The sequence below is a fragment of the Rhodoblastus acidophilus genome (assembly GCF_009720655.1).
In the GTDB taxonomy this organism is placed as follows: Bacteria; Pseudomonadota; Alphaproteobacteria; order Rhizobiales; family Beijerinckiaceae; genus Rhodoblastus; species Rhodoblastus acidophilus_A.
Map to the genome: position 1 here is coordinate 13,702 of NZ_WNKS01000021.1, position 14,402 is coordinate 28,103.

At 64.7% G+C, this 14,402-nt stretch carries 14 protein-coding genes; 6 read left to right on the forward strand and 8 right to left on the reverse strand.

Translation table 11 applies throughout. The features are described from left to right. Nucleotides 1-42: 42 nt before the first annotated feature. From GJ654_RS17310 to GJ654_RS17320, 3 genes are all read right to left on the reverse strand, one after another. Complete coding sequence (locus GJ654_RS17310; RefSeq protein ID WP_155447433.1) at nucleotides 43-252, reverse strand: hypothetical protein; 210 nt, start codon at nucleotides 250-252, stop codon at nucleotides 43-45. A gap of 193 nt (nucleotides 253-445) precedes the next feature. After that, nucleotides 446-700 carry a Txe/YoeB family addiction module toxin gene (locus GJ654_RS17315; RefSeq protein ID WP_264586287.1) on the reverse strand — a complete coding sequence of 85 codons (255 nt, stop codon included), beginning with the start codon at nucleotides 698-700 and terminating at the stop codon, nucleotides 446-448. Continuing rightward, on the reverse strand, nucleotides 697-963 hold the full coding sequence (locus tag GJ654_RS17320) for a type II toxin-antitoxin system Phd/YefM family antitoxin (RefSeq protein WP_155447434.1): 267 nt from the start codon (nucleotides 961-963) through the stop codon (nucleotides 697-699). The genes GJ654_RS17315 and GJ654_RS17320 overlap by 4 nt, the downstream gene beginning before the upstream one ends. A 106-nt stretch (nucleotides 964-1,069) precedes the next feature. On the opposite strand from GJ654_RS17320, the gene GJ654_RS17325 reads away from it, so the two are divergent. Next, nucleotides 1,070-1,399 carry a hypothetical protein gene (locus GJ654_RS17325; protein ID WP_155447435.1) on the forward strand — a complete coding sequence of 110 codons (330 nt, stop codon included), beginning with the start codon at nucleotides 1,070-1,072 and terminating at the stop codon, nucleotides 1,397-1,399. Nucleotides 1,400-1,542: 143 nt separating this feature from the next. On the opposite strand, the gene glmS is transcribed toward GJ654_RS17325, so the two are convergent. After that, complete coding sequence (gene glmS / locus GJ654_RS17330) at nucleotides 1,543-3,372, reverse strand: glutamine--fructose-6-phosphate transaminase (isomerizing) (RefSeq protein WP_155447436.1); 1,830 nt, start codon at nucleotides 3,370-3,372, stop codon at nucleotides 1,543-1,545. Nucleotides 3,373-3,449: 77 nt separating this feature from the next. Further along, a complete protein-coding gene (glmU, locus tag GJ654_RS17335) occupies nucleotides 3,450-4,805 on the reverse strand; it encodes a bifunctional UDP-N-acetylglucosamine diphosphorylase/glucosamine-1-phosphate N-acetyltransferase GlmU (protein ID WP_155447437.1) in 1,356 nt (451 codons plus the stop codon). Nucleotides 4,806-4,950: 145 nt separating this feature from the next. Here glmU and GJ654_RS17340 point away from each other — a divergent pair, with 145 nt between their 5' ends. The 4 genes from GJ654_RS17340 (at nucleotide 4,951) to GJ654_RS17355 (ending at nucleotide 10,198) form a co-directional block, all read left to right on the forward strand. Beyond that, nucleotides 4,951-6,486, forward strand: coding sequence for a glucan biosynthesis protein (locus GJ654_RS17340; RefSeq protein WP_155447438.1), 1,536 nt, complete (start codon nucleotides 4,951-4,953; stop codon nucleotides 6,484-6,486). Then, nucleotides 6,474-8,633 (forward strand): glucans biosynthesis glucosyltransferase MdoH, encoded by a 2,160-nt coding sequence (gene mdoH, locus GJ654_RS17345; RefSeq protein ID WP_155447439.1) that lies wholly within the window; start codon nucleotides 6,474-6,476, stop codon nucleotides 8,631-8,633. Before GJ654_RS17340 ends, mdoH begins: the two co-directional genes overlap by 13 nt. A 159-nt stretch (nucleotides 8,634-8,792) precedes the next feature. Continuing rightward, nucleotides 8,793-9,359: a hypothetical protein gene (locus GJ654_RS17350; RefSeq protein ID WP_155447440.1), complete on the forward strand. Its 567-nt coding sequence runs from the start codon at nucleotides 8,793-8,795 to the stop codon at nucleotides 9,357-9,359. Between the two features lie 122 nt (nucleotides 9,360-9,481). Next, entirely contained in the window at nucleotides 9,482-10,198 is a 717-nt protein-coding gene (locus tag GJ654_RS17355; RefSeq protein WP_155447441.1) for a hypothetical protein, read from the forward strand. A 3-nt stretch (nucleotides 10,199-10,201) separates the two neighbouring features. Here the strand turns inward: GJ654_RS17355 and GJ654_RS17360 are convergent, their stop codons facing one another. The 3 genes from GJ654_RS17360 to GJ654_RS17370 form a co-directional block, all read right to left on the reverse strand. Continuing rightward, nucleotides 10,202-10,477, reverse strand: a complete 276-nt coding sequence (locus GJ654_RS17360) for a hypothetical protein (RefSeq protein ID WP_155447442.1) — start codon at nucleotides 10,475-10,477, stop codon at nucleotides 10,202-10,204. 43 nt (nucleotides 10,478-10,520) lie between these two features. Then, nucleotides 10,521-10,757, reverse strand: a complete 237-nt coding sequence (locus GJ654_RS17365) for a hypothetical protein (protein WP_155447443.1) — start codon at nucleotides 10,755-10,757, stop codon at nucleotides 10,521-10,523. A 215-nt stretch (nucleotides 10,758-10,972) separates the two neighbouring features. After that, the gene (locus tag GJ654_RS17370) at nucleotides 10,973-11,575 is read right to left on the reverse strand and encodes a TIGR00730 family Rossman fold protein (RefSeq protein WP_196305604.1); all 603 of its coding nucleotides are present in this window, start codon (nucleotides 11,573-11,575) and stop codon (nucleotides 10,973-10,975) included. A gap of 158 nt (nucleotides 11,576-11,733) precedes the next feature. Between GJ654_RS17370 and pepN the strand changes: the two genes are divergently transcribed. Further along, nucleotides 11,734-14,394 carry an aminopeptidase N gene (gene pepN, locus GJ654_RS17375; protein ID WP_155447444.1) on the forward strand — a complete coding sequence of 887 codons (2,661 nt, stop codon included), beginning with the start codon at nucleotides 11,734-11,736 and terminating at the stop codon, nucleotides 14,392-14,394. Nucleotides 14,395-14,402 lie beyond the last annotated feature (8 nt).

Below are 14,402 nucleotides of genomic sequence, written 5' to 3' on the forward strand. Positions count from 1 at the left end.
CCTAACCCGGCTGGCGTTTTGCCATAAGGGGCTGCGCCGATGCTATTCCTGTTCGACGGAGATGCGGGCGGTTTCGAGGAAGGACGCGGCGGCGTCGTTCTCATGGGTGTTGATCGCGCGATGCTGGCGGATCGAATCGGAAAAGATTTCGGCGATCTCGCTCTCGGAGAGAGCTCCGGATTTCTTGAGTTTTGTCAAAAGATTGAGCGTTAAAGTGCAAGTCGCCAAAGCGGCCTCGTCGATGTGCGTCATCTCTTGTGTCCTGTTCGCTGTCGCCAACGAAAACGCATGCTGGCTTTAACCTCAATCTGGCTTGGCTCCATTGGCCCACCGTCAAGCAACACGCGCGGCGGGTACGCCAAGGCTCAAGGTTATGAATTCGAAATCTGTCATTTTGCGGGTTTGATTGCGGCAAAGCTTTCCGCCGTCGCCCCCCGCTCTCGCGTCAATAATGATAGCGACATTGCGCGATCTGCAAGGCTTCGTCCGTCACGCGATAGACAAGGCGATGCTCATGGGTGAGGCGGCGCGACCACCAGTCGGCCAAGGCGCCGCGCAAAGGCTCGGGCTTGCCGGTCCCGGAAAACGGGGTTCGCGCGCATTCCTTGATGAGACCGTTCAGCCGCGCCAGGATTTTCGCGTCTGTCGCCTGCCAGTGGAGATAATCCTCCCACGCCGTGGCGCTGAACAGGATTTTCACGGCGTATCGGGTTCATAAAGCGGATTTTCTGCGCCGCCGCCGGCCTCAAGCTCGTTGATCGCAGCGCCCAGGCGCTCGGCGTTTTTCGGACTGGCGAGGAGATAGCGGGTTTCCTCGAACGACGCGTAATCCTCCAGCGACATCAGCACCGCCGAGGGTTTGCCCCGGTCGCGGGTGATGAGGACGGGTTCGTGGTCGGCGTTGACCTTGTCGATCATGCCGGAGAGATTGCGGCGGAGTTCGCTGTAGGAAGTCGTTTTCATAGGGGCTATTGTACGCTTTTGCGTACAATGCGCAACCGTTGGCCTCTCGACGCCATCGCTCCGCGAGAGCCTTTTCCACCGCCTGCTTGAACGCTTCCTCCTGCTTTTGCTCCTGCGCCTTGACCTGATCGAAGTGCTCGGCGAGCCCGTTTTCGCCCCGCGCCTTGGCCTCGGAGGCCAGGCGGTCGTAGACCTTGACGTCGTCGTTGATCTCGTCGTTCACGGCGGCGCGCATGTTCTGGGCGTCGGTTCCAACCAGACGGTACAACTCGGCCCAACGCAGGAAATGGCCATATTCCATGTTCGAGGCCACCTCCATGAGATGGGCCAGCTCCTGTTTTCCTGTCCTGCGAGCCTGTTCGGCGAAGAGCTTGAATTTTGCCGCGGCGAAGGCTTCGTCAAGCATCGCCGCTTTCAGCGCTTCGCGCCCCTCTGAACTCGTGGGTTGCTGCGCATGGGCCGCGCCAGCATAAAGCAAGGACACAGCTGCGACGACGTTGAGAAAAGCGCTTGTGACCTTGCACATTTCTTTAACTCCCAAGAATTCCTGAAACGAATTCCTAGGCAGCAAAGTTCCGACTACTCCACGGTCACGCTTTTCGCTAGATTTCTTGGCTGGTCCACGTCCTTGCCCATGAAAACCGCCGTATGATAGGCGAGCATCTGGATCGGCGCGGCATAGACGATGGCCGAAAAATCCGGGGCCATGTCGGGCATGACGATTTCGCCGGCCAGCTGCGTCGCCGCTTCCGCGATCGAATGGGCGTCGCCGATCATAATGATGCGCCCGCCTCGGGCCGAAACCTCCTGGAGGTTCGAAATCGTTTTTTCCAGCACCGGATCGGTCGGGGCGATCACGATCACCGGCAATTGCTCGTCGATCAGCGCGATCGGGCCGTGCTTCAACTCGCCCGCCGCATACCCCTCGGCGTGAATGTAGGAAATTTCCTTGAGTTTCAGCGCGCCTTCCAGAGCCAACGGGTAGGACGGGCCGCGACCCAGATAGAGGACATCCGTGGCCTTGCCGAGCTGATGCGAAAGCTGCTCGATGCTCGGCTCCAGCTTCATCGCCTCCGCCAGCAGGCCGGGCACGACCATCAGTTCATTGACGAGGCGTTTTTCTTCATCCGCCCCGAGCACGCCGCGCGCCCGGCCCAGCGCAATGGCGAGCGAAGCCAGCACGGTCAGTTGGCAGGTGAAGGCCTTGGTCGAGGCGACGCCAATCTCCGGTCCGGCCAGCGTCGGCGCGGCCACGTCGCTCTCGCGGGCGATGGTGGAGGTCGGCACGTTCACCACCCCGATGATTTTTTGGCCCTGCGCCTTGGCGTAGCGCAGGCTGGCGAGCGTATCCGCCGTCTCGCCGGATTGCGACACCACCAGCATCAGGCCGTTGTCCGGCATGGGCGATTCGCGATAGCGGAACTCGGAGGCGACGTCGATCTCCACCCGCAGCCGCGCGAATTTTTCAAACCAGTATTTGCCCACAAGACCCGCATAATAGGCGGTGCCACAGGCGGTCAGCGTGATGCCGGTCAGGGTTTTCGGGTCGAACGGCAAGTCGAACGGCAGGCGCACGCAATTGTTGGCGAAATCGATGTAATGGGCGAGCGTGCGCGCCACCACTTCCGGCTGCTCGTGAATCTCCTTCGCCATGAAGTGCTTGTAGTTGCCCTTGTCCACCAGAAAGGCGGAGGCCTGGGTCTTCAGCTTCGGACGCTGCACGACGCGGTTGGATTCGTCCCTGAATTCCGCAAAGCCGCGACGCAGAATCACCCAGTCGCCGTCTTCGAGATAGGTGATCGTGTCGGTGAAGGCGGCCAGCGCCAGCGCGTCCGAGCCGAGGTACATTTCCCCGCCCTCGCCATAGCCAACGGCCAGCGGCGCGCCGCGCCGCGCGCCGATCAGGAGGTTGTCGACGCCGTTGAACAGCATGGCCAGCGCGAACGCGCCTTTGAGACGCGGCAGTGAAGCGGCGACGGCGTCTTCCGGTGAAAGCCCCCGGTTGATCTGCTCGGTCACGAGATGCGCGACGGCTTCCGTGTCGGTCTGGGTGACGAATTCGTGGCCCTGCGCCATCAGCTCGGCGCGCAATTCGCGGAAATTCTCGATAATGCCGTTGTGCACCACGGCCAGCTTCGACGTGGCGTGCGGGTGGGCGTTGTTTTCGGTCGGGCGGCCATGCGTCGCCCAGCGGGTGTGGCCGATGCCGATCCAGCCCTTCAGCGGCTTTTCACGCAAGAGCGCGTCAAGGTTGCGCAGCTTGCCCTCGGCGCGGCGGCGCTCCAGATGGCCGTTCTCCAGCGTGGCCACGCCGGCGGAATCATAGCCACGATATTCCAGGCGTTTCAGCGCGTCCACCAGCGACGTCGCGACCGGACCCTGACCGATGATGCCAACAATTCCGCACATGAATCGGTTCCTTTCGCCGCGGAGGAAGCGCAAAGCGCCAGCTCAAGGCAAGTCACAAATGTTTTCAATCCGTGCGCTTACTTAGCGGAAGCCCGCTTGAGCGCCCGCATCTTGTCACGGAAGGCGGCGGCCCAGCCAGGCTTTTCCATCTGTTTTCCACGCGCGACGGCGAGCGCATCGGCGGCGACATCCTTGGTCACAACCGAGCCCGACCCGACCAACGCGCCGTCGCCGATCTTCACCGGCGCCACCAGCGAGCAGTTGGAGCCGACAAACGCGTCGGCGCCGATTTCGGTGCGATATTTGAGGAAACCGTCGTAATTGCAGGTGATGACGCCGGCCCCGATATTGGCGCGCGGGCCGATGGTCGCGTCGCCAATATAAGTAAGGTGATTGACCTTCGCGTCCTCGCCGATCTCGGCCTTCTTGATCTCGACGAAATTGCCGACTTTCGCGCCCCTGGCGAGATTCGCGCCGGGACGAAGCCGCGCATAGGGGCCGATTGTCGCCTTTTCGGCGAGCGTCGCGCCTTCCAGATGGGAAAAGGCGTGGATCACCACATGGTCGGCGACGGTGACGCCGGGGCCGAACACGACATGGGGCTCGACCAGCACATCAGCCCCCAAAACCGTGTCGTAACTGAAAAACACCGTTTCGGGAGCGATGAGGGTCGCCCCGTTCTCCATGGCGGCGCGGCGCAGGCGGTTTTGCAGCTCGGCTTCGGCCTGGGCAAGCTGGACGCGGTCGTTGACGCCGAGCACTTCGCCTGCCGGCGCGATCACCAGGGCGCAGGACGCGCCGTCGGCCCTGGCGATCTCCACCACGTCGGGCAGATAATATTCCTTCTGGGCGTTGGCGTTGCCGACGCGGGACAGCCAGTCCAAGGTTTTTGCGCCGTCCAGCGCCATCAGCCCGGCGTTGCAGCTTTTCACCTGCAACTCGTCCGGGCGGGCGTCCTTGTGCTCGCGGATGGCGAGCAGGGCCCCACTGTCGTCCGTGAGCAGCCGCCCATAGCCGAACGGGTTTTCCGGCTCGAAACCCAGGACCGCAACGCCGGCGCCTTCCGCCAATTTCGCGCGCAGATGGCGAAAAGTTTCGGGGCGCACCAGGGGCGTGTCGGCGAACAGCACCAGGACGTCGTCAAAGCCCTTCGAAAAAGCCTCGCGCGCCGCGAGCACGGCGTGGGCGGTGCCGAGTCGCTCGCTCTGGACAAAGACCTTGGCATGGGAGGAGGCGCGAAGGGCCTCGGCGGCGACATCATCGCGTCCAGGGCCGACCACGACGGCCAGTTCGTCGGCGCCGGCCTGCGCCACGGCGTCCAGCACATGGGCGAGCATGGACCGGCCGGCGACCTGGTGCAGCACCTTGGGACGGCTGGAGCGCATCCGCTTGCCTTCGCCGGCGGCGAGCACGATGGCGAGGCATTTGCGCATGTTTGACCTCCGGTCTTGGTTTTGGCGCTCTATAGGCGACAGCCTAAATGACGCAAAGCAAAAAATCGCCCTCGCGCCCGCCACAATTTCGGTTATATGTCGCAGCGTACCAATCGAACTGTCAGGGAACGGAACCGCCTACGCCATGCTGAAGCGCCGGGATGTTTTGCAATGGGCGGGCGGCGCGGCCGTTTCGCTGCTTGGCGCCGGATCGGCCCTGGCTGAAGGTTCGCCCCAGGACGCGAAAAACGCCATCCAGCCGTTTTCCAGCACCACCGTCCTCGACGCCGCCCGCGCGCTCGCGTCAAAATCCTTTTCCGCGCCGGACGCCGACCTGCCGGGACCGCTGAGCGGCCTCAGTTATGAAGCCTATGTCGCCATCCACGCCAAGCCGGAAGGGATGATCTGGGCCAACGATCCCGGCGGCTTCGTGCTGGAGCCGCTGCATCGCGGTTTTGTTTTCACCACGCCGATGCAGATCAATCTGGTCGAAGATGGTCTGTCGCGGCGGCTGACCTATGACGCCGGCCAATTCGTCTTCGGCGGCGTCAACATGAGCGCGCCCCCGGTCAATCTCGATTTTTCGGGCTTCCGCGCGATGCACCGGGGCGACGACGGGTCTCTTTCGGAAATCGCCATCTTTCAAGGGGCGAGCTTCTTTCGCTCGCTGGCGCCCGGCCAGAATTTCGGCGTCACCGCGCGCGGGCTGTCGCTGCGCGCGGGCGATCCGCGCGGCGAGGAATTTCCCTTCTTCCGCGCCGTCTGGATCGAGAAGCCGACGCGGGCGGGCAATGTGCTTGTCGTTCACGCCCTGCTCGATTCGGAAAGCGTGACCGGCGCCTACCGCTTCACCCTGCATCCGGGCGACGCCACCATCATCGACACGGAATGCACGCTGTTCCCGCGCGTCGACATCGACAATATCGGGCTGGCGACCATGAGCGCCACGAGCCTGTTCACGCCGCTGGAGCGGCGCGGCGCCGACGACGTGCGCGGCGCGGCCGCCGAAGTGGCTGGCCTGCAAATGCTCACCGGCGCGGGCGAATGGGTGTGGCGGCCCGTCGCCAACCGGTCCAAGCTGCAAATCTCGGAATTCGTCGACCAGAACCCGAAGGGATTCGGCTTCCTGCAGCGCACCCGCGCCTTCAACGCCTTCAACGACGACGTGCAGCACTGGGAGCGGCGCCCGAGCCTGTGGATCGAGCCGATCGGCGACTGGGGACTGGGCTCGGTCGAGTTGCTGGAAATCCCCTCAGACGCCGAACCGGCGCAGAACATCATCGCCTTCTGGCGCGTCAAGAAGGGGCTGGCCAAGGGCCAGAGCGCCGAATTCGCCTATCGCCAGTTCTGGTGCTGGAGCCCGCCGACCTCGCCGCCCAACGCCGTCGTCATCGGTTCGCGCGGCGGGCGCGGCGGCGCGCCGAAGCAACGGCGCTTCCAGGTCGATTTCGAGGCGGATTTCCTTGGCGATCCCGCCAAGGCCTCGGAGATCAAGGCCAATCTCACCGCCACGCCCGGGCGAATCTCCTGGGTGCGGCTGTTCCCTGCTCCCGAGCAGAAGCGCCTGCGCGTTCTGTTCGACCTCGACCCCAATGGCGAAACCGCCTGCGAAATGCGCCTGACGCTTGAAGCCCAGGGCGCGCCCGTTTCCGAAACCTGGCTTTATCGATGGACGTCCTGACCGCCGCTCCCGCTCCCAACCACGCTCCCGACCACGCGCTTCACCCTGCAATGCCGGAGGAAAAGCATCTGGACATGCCGGAACAGAATCTGTTCCGCTTCGATCCGGCCACAGAGCGGCGCAACAGGACGCACAAGCGCGCGCTGCCCTGGATTTCGCGCACGCTCACCTTCGGCGGCGGCCTCGCCCTGACCGTCTGGGGCGGCTGGCAGATGTACCGCGTCATCGACGTGGGCGGCATCACCTTCCTCAAATGGATGCTGCTGGTCCTGTTCCTCGCCAATTTCTCCTGGATCGCGCTGTCCTTCGCCGCGGGCGTGGTGGGTTTCCTTCATCTGCTGTTCGCACGGCCGAAGCAGCCTGAAATTCCCAAGGAGCTCAAGACCCGCACCGCCGTGGTCATGCCCATCTACAACGAGGCGCCCTCGCGGGTGTTCGGCGCCTTGCAGGCGATTTACGAGGATGTCCAGGCGACGGGCCTCGGCGCGCATTTCGACTGGTTCTTCCTCTCCGACACCACCGATCCCGACATCTGGATCGCCGAGGAGCGGGCGCTGCTCGCCCTGCGCCGCAATCTCGGACCGGACGCGCGCGTCTTCTACCGCCACCGCCAGAAGAACACGGCGCGCAAGGCCGGCAATATCGCCGATTTCGTCACCCGCTGGGGCGGGTCCTACGACCATATGGTCGTGCTCGACGCCGACAGCCTGATGACAGGGCACGCCATCGCCGTGCTCGCCGGCGCCATGGAGAACGATCCGGATTCCGGCATCATCCAGACCCTGCCGCTGATCATCAACCGCAACACGCTTTTCGCCCGCGTCCAGCAGTTTGCGGCGCGAATCTACGGGCCGGTGATCGCCGACGGCCTGTCCTGCTGGATGGGCCGCGACGGCAATTACTGGGGCCACAACGCCATCATCCGCACCGCCGCCTTCGCGGCCCATTGCGGCCTGCCCCATCTCACGGGAAAGCCGCCGTTCGGCGGCCATATCCTCAGCCACGATTTCGTCGAGGCGGCGCTGATCCGCCGCGCCGGCTACACCGTCTATATGCTGCCCTCGCTCGCCGGTTCCTATGAGGAAAGCCCGCCCTCGCTGATCGACGTCGCCGCCCGCGACCGCCGCTGGTGCCAGGGCAACCTCCAGCACAGCCGCGTGATCTTCGCCAAGGGCCTGCATCCCGCCACGCGCCAGCATTTCACCACGGGCATCATGGCCTATGTGTCCTCGCCGCTGTGGCTGGCGCAGATCGCCGTGGGTATCTTGCTCGTCTTGCAGGCCAGCTACATCCGCCCCGAATATTTCTCCCAGGAATTCACGCTGTTCCCGACCTGGCCGGTGTTCGACGCCGAACGGTCGCTGATGCTGTTCGAAGTCACCATGGCGGTGCTGCTCGCGCCCAAGCTGTTCGGGCTGATCCTGGCCCTGTTCGACGGCCCGACCCGGCGTGGCGGCGGCGGCGCGATTCGTCTCACTCTTTCCGCCTTGTTCGAAACCTTGATGTCGGCGCTGCTCGCCCCGATCATGATGCTGGTCCACGCCGGCCATGTGCTGCACATCCTGTTCGGCTTCGACACCGGCTGGGAGCCGCAACGCCGCGACGACGGCTCGGTGGCCTTCAACCAGATCATGCGCCGCCACCGTGACCACGTGATCCTCGGCTTCATCATGCTGGTCGCGGGCATGCTGATCTCGCCCTCGCTGGTGGCGTGGATGTCTCCGACCATCGCCGGCCTCATCCTGGCGATCTTCCTGTCCTGGGCCAGCGGGCAGAGAAGCATCGGCGTCGCCTTGAAGAAGGTTGGCCTGCTGGTGACGCCCGAAGAGCGCAACCCGCCGCCGATCGCGACCCGCGCCAACGCACTGTCGCAGACGTTCGCCGCGGAAGGGTTCGACCATGCCGACGGCTTGCGCGCGGTCTACGAGGACCCGCAATTCCGCGAGGCCCACGAAACCTTCCTGCCGCCCGCCGCGCCGCGCGTGCGCGGCGACATTCATCCCGACCGCGCCATGGCCGAGGCCAAACTCAACGACGCCCAGACCATAGACGACGCGGTCAAATGGATGCAGCGCAAGGAACGCATGGTGCTGCTGCACGACCGCGCGCTCATCGGCCTGCTGTCTCGCCTTCCGTCAGGCGCGTGACTTTTGGGCTGAGGCGCCGGCGCCACAGCCGCGCGCAAATCGCGCCGGCGCGACGTCTTTGTCGCCTTGGAACAACGACGTTCGCGCCCATCGATGGTAGGTTAATTCGACCGGCGCGTTCTGCCAAGGTTTCCCCCCTCCCCGACCCTGCGCAAGGCCATGTTGACCTTAAAACTCCGTCTGCTTTTCCTCCTCAGCGCGCCCCTGCTTGCGGTGGCGGAGCCGGCGCAGGCCGGCTTCTGGGAGGATCTGTTCGGCATCCAGGAAAAGCCCGCGGCGGCGCCGCAGCCGGCGCGGCCAGACCCGGCGCTGGCGGCCAAGCGCGCGCAGCAGGCCCGCGCGGCCCATGAGAAAAGCATTGCGAACGAGATTGCGGTCAACAAGGCGCTGAAGGCGGCGCAGTCCGGCAAGGACCCGGCCATGCTCGCCCTGCAGGACAGCACGCTGCGGCGCGGCGACATCGTCTCGGGACCGAACGGCCTGATGGTCTATATGGGCGGCGATCCGGAAAATCCCGGCGAGGCCCGCTTCGTCCCCGCCAACGATCCGAAACTGGAGAGAAGCTTGCGCGAAAGCCTCAAGGGTTTGAAGCGGCCCGCGGTCGCTGCGGCGCCGGAGGCGGCGAAACCGTCCCCGCAAGCCAGGGAGGTCGCGCAAGACGTCTCGGTCGAGCGCGACGGGAAGGTGATTCGCGTGATCGGGACCTATCAGGTCGGCGCGCAATAGACGCGAAATCGCTGAAGTCATCCGGGAAACACGCAAATCCGGCGGTTTGTTCAGGTTGGATTAAGCCTAATTACCGACAATATGCCGTGTGAAAGGGACGCTTCCCTTTCGGAGACGGTCCCATGAACGATCTTGTCCGCCTCGACCACGTTTTCGAGGAAAAGAAATTCACCCGCAAGTCCGCCGCCGCTTCGGTCGGCGCCGCCCTGCTGCTCGTCGGCCTCGGCTGGGGCGCAGGCGCCAAGATCGACGCCATGCGCGGCCCTTCGCCCGAACAGCTCGCGGCCCAGGCCGCCGCCAAGAGCGCCGAGAAGGTCGCGCAGGCTGAAAAGTCCCACCAGCGCGCGATCGCAGACCTGCGCGCCCATGTCGATGGCCTGAAAAGCAAGCTGGACGCGGAGGCCGAGAAGGTTCGCGGCTCCGAAGCCGCGGTCGCCGCCCTGCAAAAAAGCCTCGCCGAGGAAAAAGTCCAGTCCCAGGCGCTCCACGCCCGCCTCGAAAAGCTCCAGGCTGCGGCCCAGCCCGCCAAGCAGCCGGAGCCGCCGACCCCGCCGGCCCGCCCCGTCGACCGCACGCCGACGGCGACGATCGCGCCGCACGCGAAGGTGGTCGCCGCCAAGCCGCCCGCCGCGCCGGCGCCGAAGCGCTACGGCGCTTACATCCTGCGCGACGTCAACGACGGCCTGGCGATCATCGAGGGCGCGTACGGCGAGCAGGAGGTCGGCCCCGGCGACGTGCTGCGCGGCGGCGTCCGGGTGAAGGGCCTGGAGAAGCGCGGCGGGGCCTGGGTGGTCATGACGGACCGCGGCTACATCGCCCCTGAGGGCGCTTGGGACTGAGCCTCAGTCCTTGCCGCACTCGCGAAACTGGCGGGAGTCGACGTCGCCGTTGGGGCGGTGATAGCTGACGACGCTCAGTCGGCAGCCGCCCTGGTCGCGCCAGGTTCGCACGATCTCATGACGGCGCCAGTCGCCGCGGCCGTCGATGCGCGCGCCCGGCGCCGCCGATATGCTGCCCGCCAGGGCGGATGGAAAGGCATGAGGCCAGACGGAGGCCGGCGCGCCGGCCACAAGGGCGGCCACAAAGCCGATGAGCGCCGCCGATCTTCCTTTTCTCATCATCCTGCTCCATCACGGCGCGCGAAGGCCGCGCAGATCTCCCCTATTTTTGCGGCTGGCCGTTCTTGTTCATGCCGTCCTTGCTTTGGCTCTGTGTCGTCCCATTCTTCTGCGGATCCGTATCCTTCTGGATCTTGCCCGGCTTCGGCATGGTCGGGGAATCGCGGTCTGCCGCGGTCGCACCGCCGGCCTGTCCCGTCGTGGCGCCTTGCGACCAGGCGGCGACCGGAATGAGCGCGAGAGCGGCGGCCGTGAGAGCAGTCGTCAATCTGTATTTCATGAGTCGCCTCCTTACGGCGTTGATATACGCCGCGCGATTGCGCGGCGTCGCATCCGGAGAAGACGCCAAACTCGTGATTTGGTTGCAAAAAATGTCGCGAAATGACCGGTTTCTACGATGAGGGATACGCCTCGATCTTGGCTTTACTGTGTTCGCGGCGCCGAAATATTTTTCGCGCATACGCGCGCCTAGTGGAGAATACTGAAGCGTCGTGTCTAAAACTCGTGCGGCAGATCGCGCCGTGGATGGGCCTCGGCCGCATAGGCGGCGCGCAATGCCGGGAGGATGTCCTCGACCTCGTCGCAGACCAGATAGCGGGCCTCATAGGGCCGGCGAATGAAGCCGCTTTCGCGCATATGGTCGAGCAGCACGAGCAGCGGCCCCCAAAAACCCTGGAGGTCGGCGATCAAGACCGGCTTGTCGTGCCGACCGAGCTGCACCCAGGTCAATTGCTCCACCAGTTCCTCCAGCGTGCCGACGCCGCCGGGAAAAGCGACGAAGGCGTCCGCCTTCTCGAACATCAGCCGTTTGCGCGAATGCATGTCGTCGACGACGAGCAGCTCCTGCACCGCTTCGAGCATGTGCTCGCGCCGGGCCAAAAAGCCCGGAATGATTCCGGTGACGCGGCCGCCCGCCTCCAGCGTCGCGCGCGCGATCGCGCCCATCAGCCCGAGATTTCCGCCGCCATAGACCAGCCCAACGCCGTTTTCGGCGAGAATGCCGCCAAACCGCTCGGCCGCCCGCATGAAAGCGGGATCGTGGCCCGGAGAAGAGCCGCAGTAAACACAGATGTTTGCGATCGCGGCCAAACCTGTCATGCCCTTCCTCGTGTCGAATGCCTTCTTGCCGTTTTGGCGGGCGCCGCGTCAAGGATGCCTAAAATTTCCCATATCGGCATCGCAAATCTTTTGGAGAATGGCCATTTTCGCTCGGCAACGCTAAGAAGCACCCTTCTCGTCCGCAGCAAGAGCCTTGCATGTCCGCGCACTCCGATTCCGCCGCCCCCGCCCCGGTCCGCCTCGCCGACTATCGACCGACCGATTACCTCATCGACACGGTCGATCTCGATTTCCGGCTGGACGCGACGGCGACGCGGGTGGTCTCGCGCCTGCGCCTGCGCCCCAATCCGGCGGGGCGGGCCGGCGCGCCGCTGGTTCTCGACGGCGGCGGCCTCAAGCCGTTGCGCGCCAGCCTCGACAACCTGCCGCTCGACCTCGCCGCCGTGGCGACGCCGGATCGCCTGACCATCGCCGAACCGCCGCAGCGCCCCTTCACGCTCGAGGTGGAAACCGAACTCGACCCCTCCTCCAACACGCAGCTCGAGGGCCTTTACCGCTCCAACGGAACGTTTTGCACGCAGTGCGAGGCCGAAGGTTTTCGGCGCATCACCTATTATCTCGACCGCCCCGACGTGATGGCGGTGTTCACCACGCGCGTCGAGGCGTCGAAGGAAGAGGCGCCGATCCTGCTGTCGAATGGCAATCCGGTGGAGTCGGGCGCCTCCGGGCCGGGCCGCCACTACGCCATCTGGCATGACCCCCATCCCAAACCCTGCTACCTCTTCGCTTTGGTCGGCGGCGATCTCGGCTCCATCGAGGAAGACTTCACCACGACTTCAGGCCGAAAGGTCAAGCTCGCCATTCACGTGGAAAAGGGCAAGGAGCACCGCGCCCATTACGCAATGGAAAGCCTTGTTCACGCCATGCGCTGGGACGAATTCGTCTACGGCCGCGAATATGACCTGGACGTGTTCAACATCGTCGCCGTGTCCGACTTCACCATGGGCGCCATGGAGAACAAGGGTTTAAATATTTTCAACGACAAATACATCCTCGCCATCGCCGAAACCGCGACCGACGCCGATTACGCCCATATCGAAAGCGTGGTCGCCCACGAATATTTTCATAACTGGACCGGCAACCGCATCACCTGCCGCGACTGGTTCCAGCTCTGCCTCAAGGAAGGCCTGACCGTCTATCGCGACCAGGAATTTTCCGGCGACCAGCGTTCGCGCGCCGTGCAGCGCATCAGCGATGTCCGCGCCCTGCGCGCGGCGCAGTTCCCCGAGGACGCCGGGCCGCTGGCCCATAACGTCCGCCCGGATACTTACTGCGAGATCAACAATTTCTACACGGCGACCATCTACGAGAAGGGCGCGGAAATCATCCGCATGCTGCGCGCCCTGATCGGCCACGACGCCTATCACGCCGGCATGGCGCTCTACTTCGAGCGGTTCGACGGCAAGGCCGCCACGATCGAGGATTTCTTGGGCTGCTTTGCCGAATCCTCCGGTCGCGACCTCGGCGATTTCGCGCGCTGGTACGCGCAAGCCGGGACGCCGCGCGTGCATGTGACCGGCGTTTTCGACGCGCAGGCCAAGACCTACACGCTGCGCTTGAGCCAGAGCACGCCGCCCACGCCCGGCCAGACCGAGAAAAAGCCGCTGCCCATGCCGATCCGCATCGGCCTGATCGGCCGCGACGGCGCCGAAATTCCGCTGGTCCAGGATCACGCGCACAATTGGCGCGAGGAAAAATTCGGCGTGTTCGAGCTTGCCGGGCCTGAGCGGACCATCGTCTTCAAGGACGTGCCGACGCCGCCGGTCGCTTCGGTCAACCGCCGCTTTTCGGCCGCCGTCATCCTTGAACAGGAGCTTTCCGAGGATGACCTGCTGCTGTTGATGGCGCATGACAGCGACCCCTTCAACAAATGGCAGGCGGCGCAGAGTCTCGCCAGCCGGCTGATGATCCGCTCCACCGCCGCCATTCGCGCCGGGGAAATGCCCGAATTTTCAGACCTTTTCGCGCTGGCGCTGGCCGACGCGCTCGAACATTACGAGACCGACCCCGCCTTCGCCGCGCAAATGGCCGCGCTGCCCACCGAAAACGACCTCGCCCGCGACATCGGGACCGATGTCGATCCCGAGGCCATCTTCCTGGCGCGCAAGGCTCTTCGCGACGGCGTCGGGCGTTTGTTGTCGCAGCGCCTGCTCACCCTCTACGACAAGTTGCAATCCGACGCCCCCTATTCGCCGGACGCCGCCAGCGCCGGGCGCCGCGCCCTGCGCAACGCCTGCCTGGATCTCTACGCCGCCGGCAATCATTCCGACGGCGCCGAGATCGCCCTGTCGCAGTTCCAGCGCGCCACCAACATGACCGACAAGATGGGCGCGCTGTCCGTGCTGAGCCGGCTGCCGACGCCGGCCCGCGAAAAGGCGATGGAATCCTTCTACCGCGCCCATTGCGATGAGCCGCTGATCATCGACAAGTGGTTCTCGCTGCAGGCGACCATTCCCGAGCCGGACACCTTGTCCCGCGTCAAGCGTCTGACCAAGGTCCACGCGTTCAACATCGCCACGCCCAACCGCGTCTACGCGCTGATCGGCGCCTTCGCCAACGGCAATCCCTATTGCTTCAACGATGTCAGCGGCGAGGGCTACCAGTTCGTCGCCGATCTCGCGCTGCAGGCCGACGGGGTGAATCCGCAAGTCGCGGCGCGGCTCTTGTCGGCGTTCCGCTCCTGGCGCAACCTGGAGGCCGGCCGCCGCGCGCTCGCCGAACAGGCGCTCAGGAAAGTGCTTGAGACCACGAAGCTTTCGCCAGACTTGCGCGATATAGCGCAGCGTGCGCTTGCGTGAGCGCGTAT

What these genes read in the sequence shown, in the direction of transcription:
- GJ654_RS17310 (WP_155447433.1), bottom strand. Translation starts at nt 252, where the DNA reads ATGACGCACATCGACGAGGCCGCTTTGGCGACTTGCACTTTAACGCTC.
- GJ654_RS17320 (WP_155447434.1), bottom strand. Translation starts at nt 963, where the DNA reads ATGAAAACGACTTCCTACAGCGAACTCCGCCGCAATCTCTCCGGCATG.
- glmS (WP_155447436.1), bottom strand. Translation starts at nt 3,372, where the DNA reads ATGTGCGGAATTGTTGGCATCATCGGTCAGGGTCCGGTCGCGACGTCG.
- glmU (WP_155447437.1), bottom strand. Translation starts at nt 4,805, where the DNA reads ATGCGCAAATGCCTCGCCATCGTGCTCGCCGCCGGCGAAGGCAAGCGG.
- GJ654_RS17340 (WP_155447438.1), top strand. Translation starts at nt 4,951, where the DNA reads ATGCTGAAGCGCCGGGATGTTTTGCAATGGGCGGGCGGCGCGGCCGTT.
- mdoH (WP_155447439.1), top strand. Translation starts at nt 6,474, where the DNA reads ATGGACGTCCTGACCGCCGCTCCCGCTCCCAACCACGCTCCCGACCAC.
- GJ654_RS17350 (WP_155447440.1), top strand. Translation starts at nt 8,793, where the DNA reads ATGTTGACCTTAAAACTCCGTCTGCTTTTCCTCCTCAGCGCGCCCCTG.
- GJ654_RS17355 (WP_155447441.1), top strand. Translation starts at nt 9,482, where the DNA reads ATGAACGATCTTGTCCGCCTCGACCACGTTTTCGAGGAAAAGAAATTC.
- GJ654_RS17360 (WP_155447442.1), bottom strand. Translation starts at nt 10,477, where the DNA reads ATGAGAAAAGGAAGATCGGCGGCGCTCATCGGCTTTGTGGCCGCCCTT.
- GJ654_RS17365 (WP_155447443.1), bottom strand. Translation starts at nt 10,757, where the DNA reads ATGAAATACAGATTGACGACTGCTCTCACGGCCGCCGCTCTCGCGCTC.
- GJ654_RS17370 (WP_196305604.1), bottom strand. Translation starts at nt 11,575, where the DNA reads ATGACAGGTTTGGCCGCGATCGCAAACATCTGTGTTTACTGCGGCTCT.
- pepN (WP_155447444.1), top strand. Translation starts at nt 11,734, where the DNA reads ATGTCCGCGCACTCCGATTCCGCCGCCCCCGCCCCGGTCCGCCTCGCC.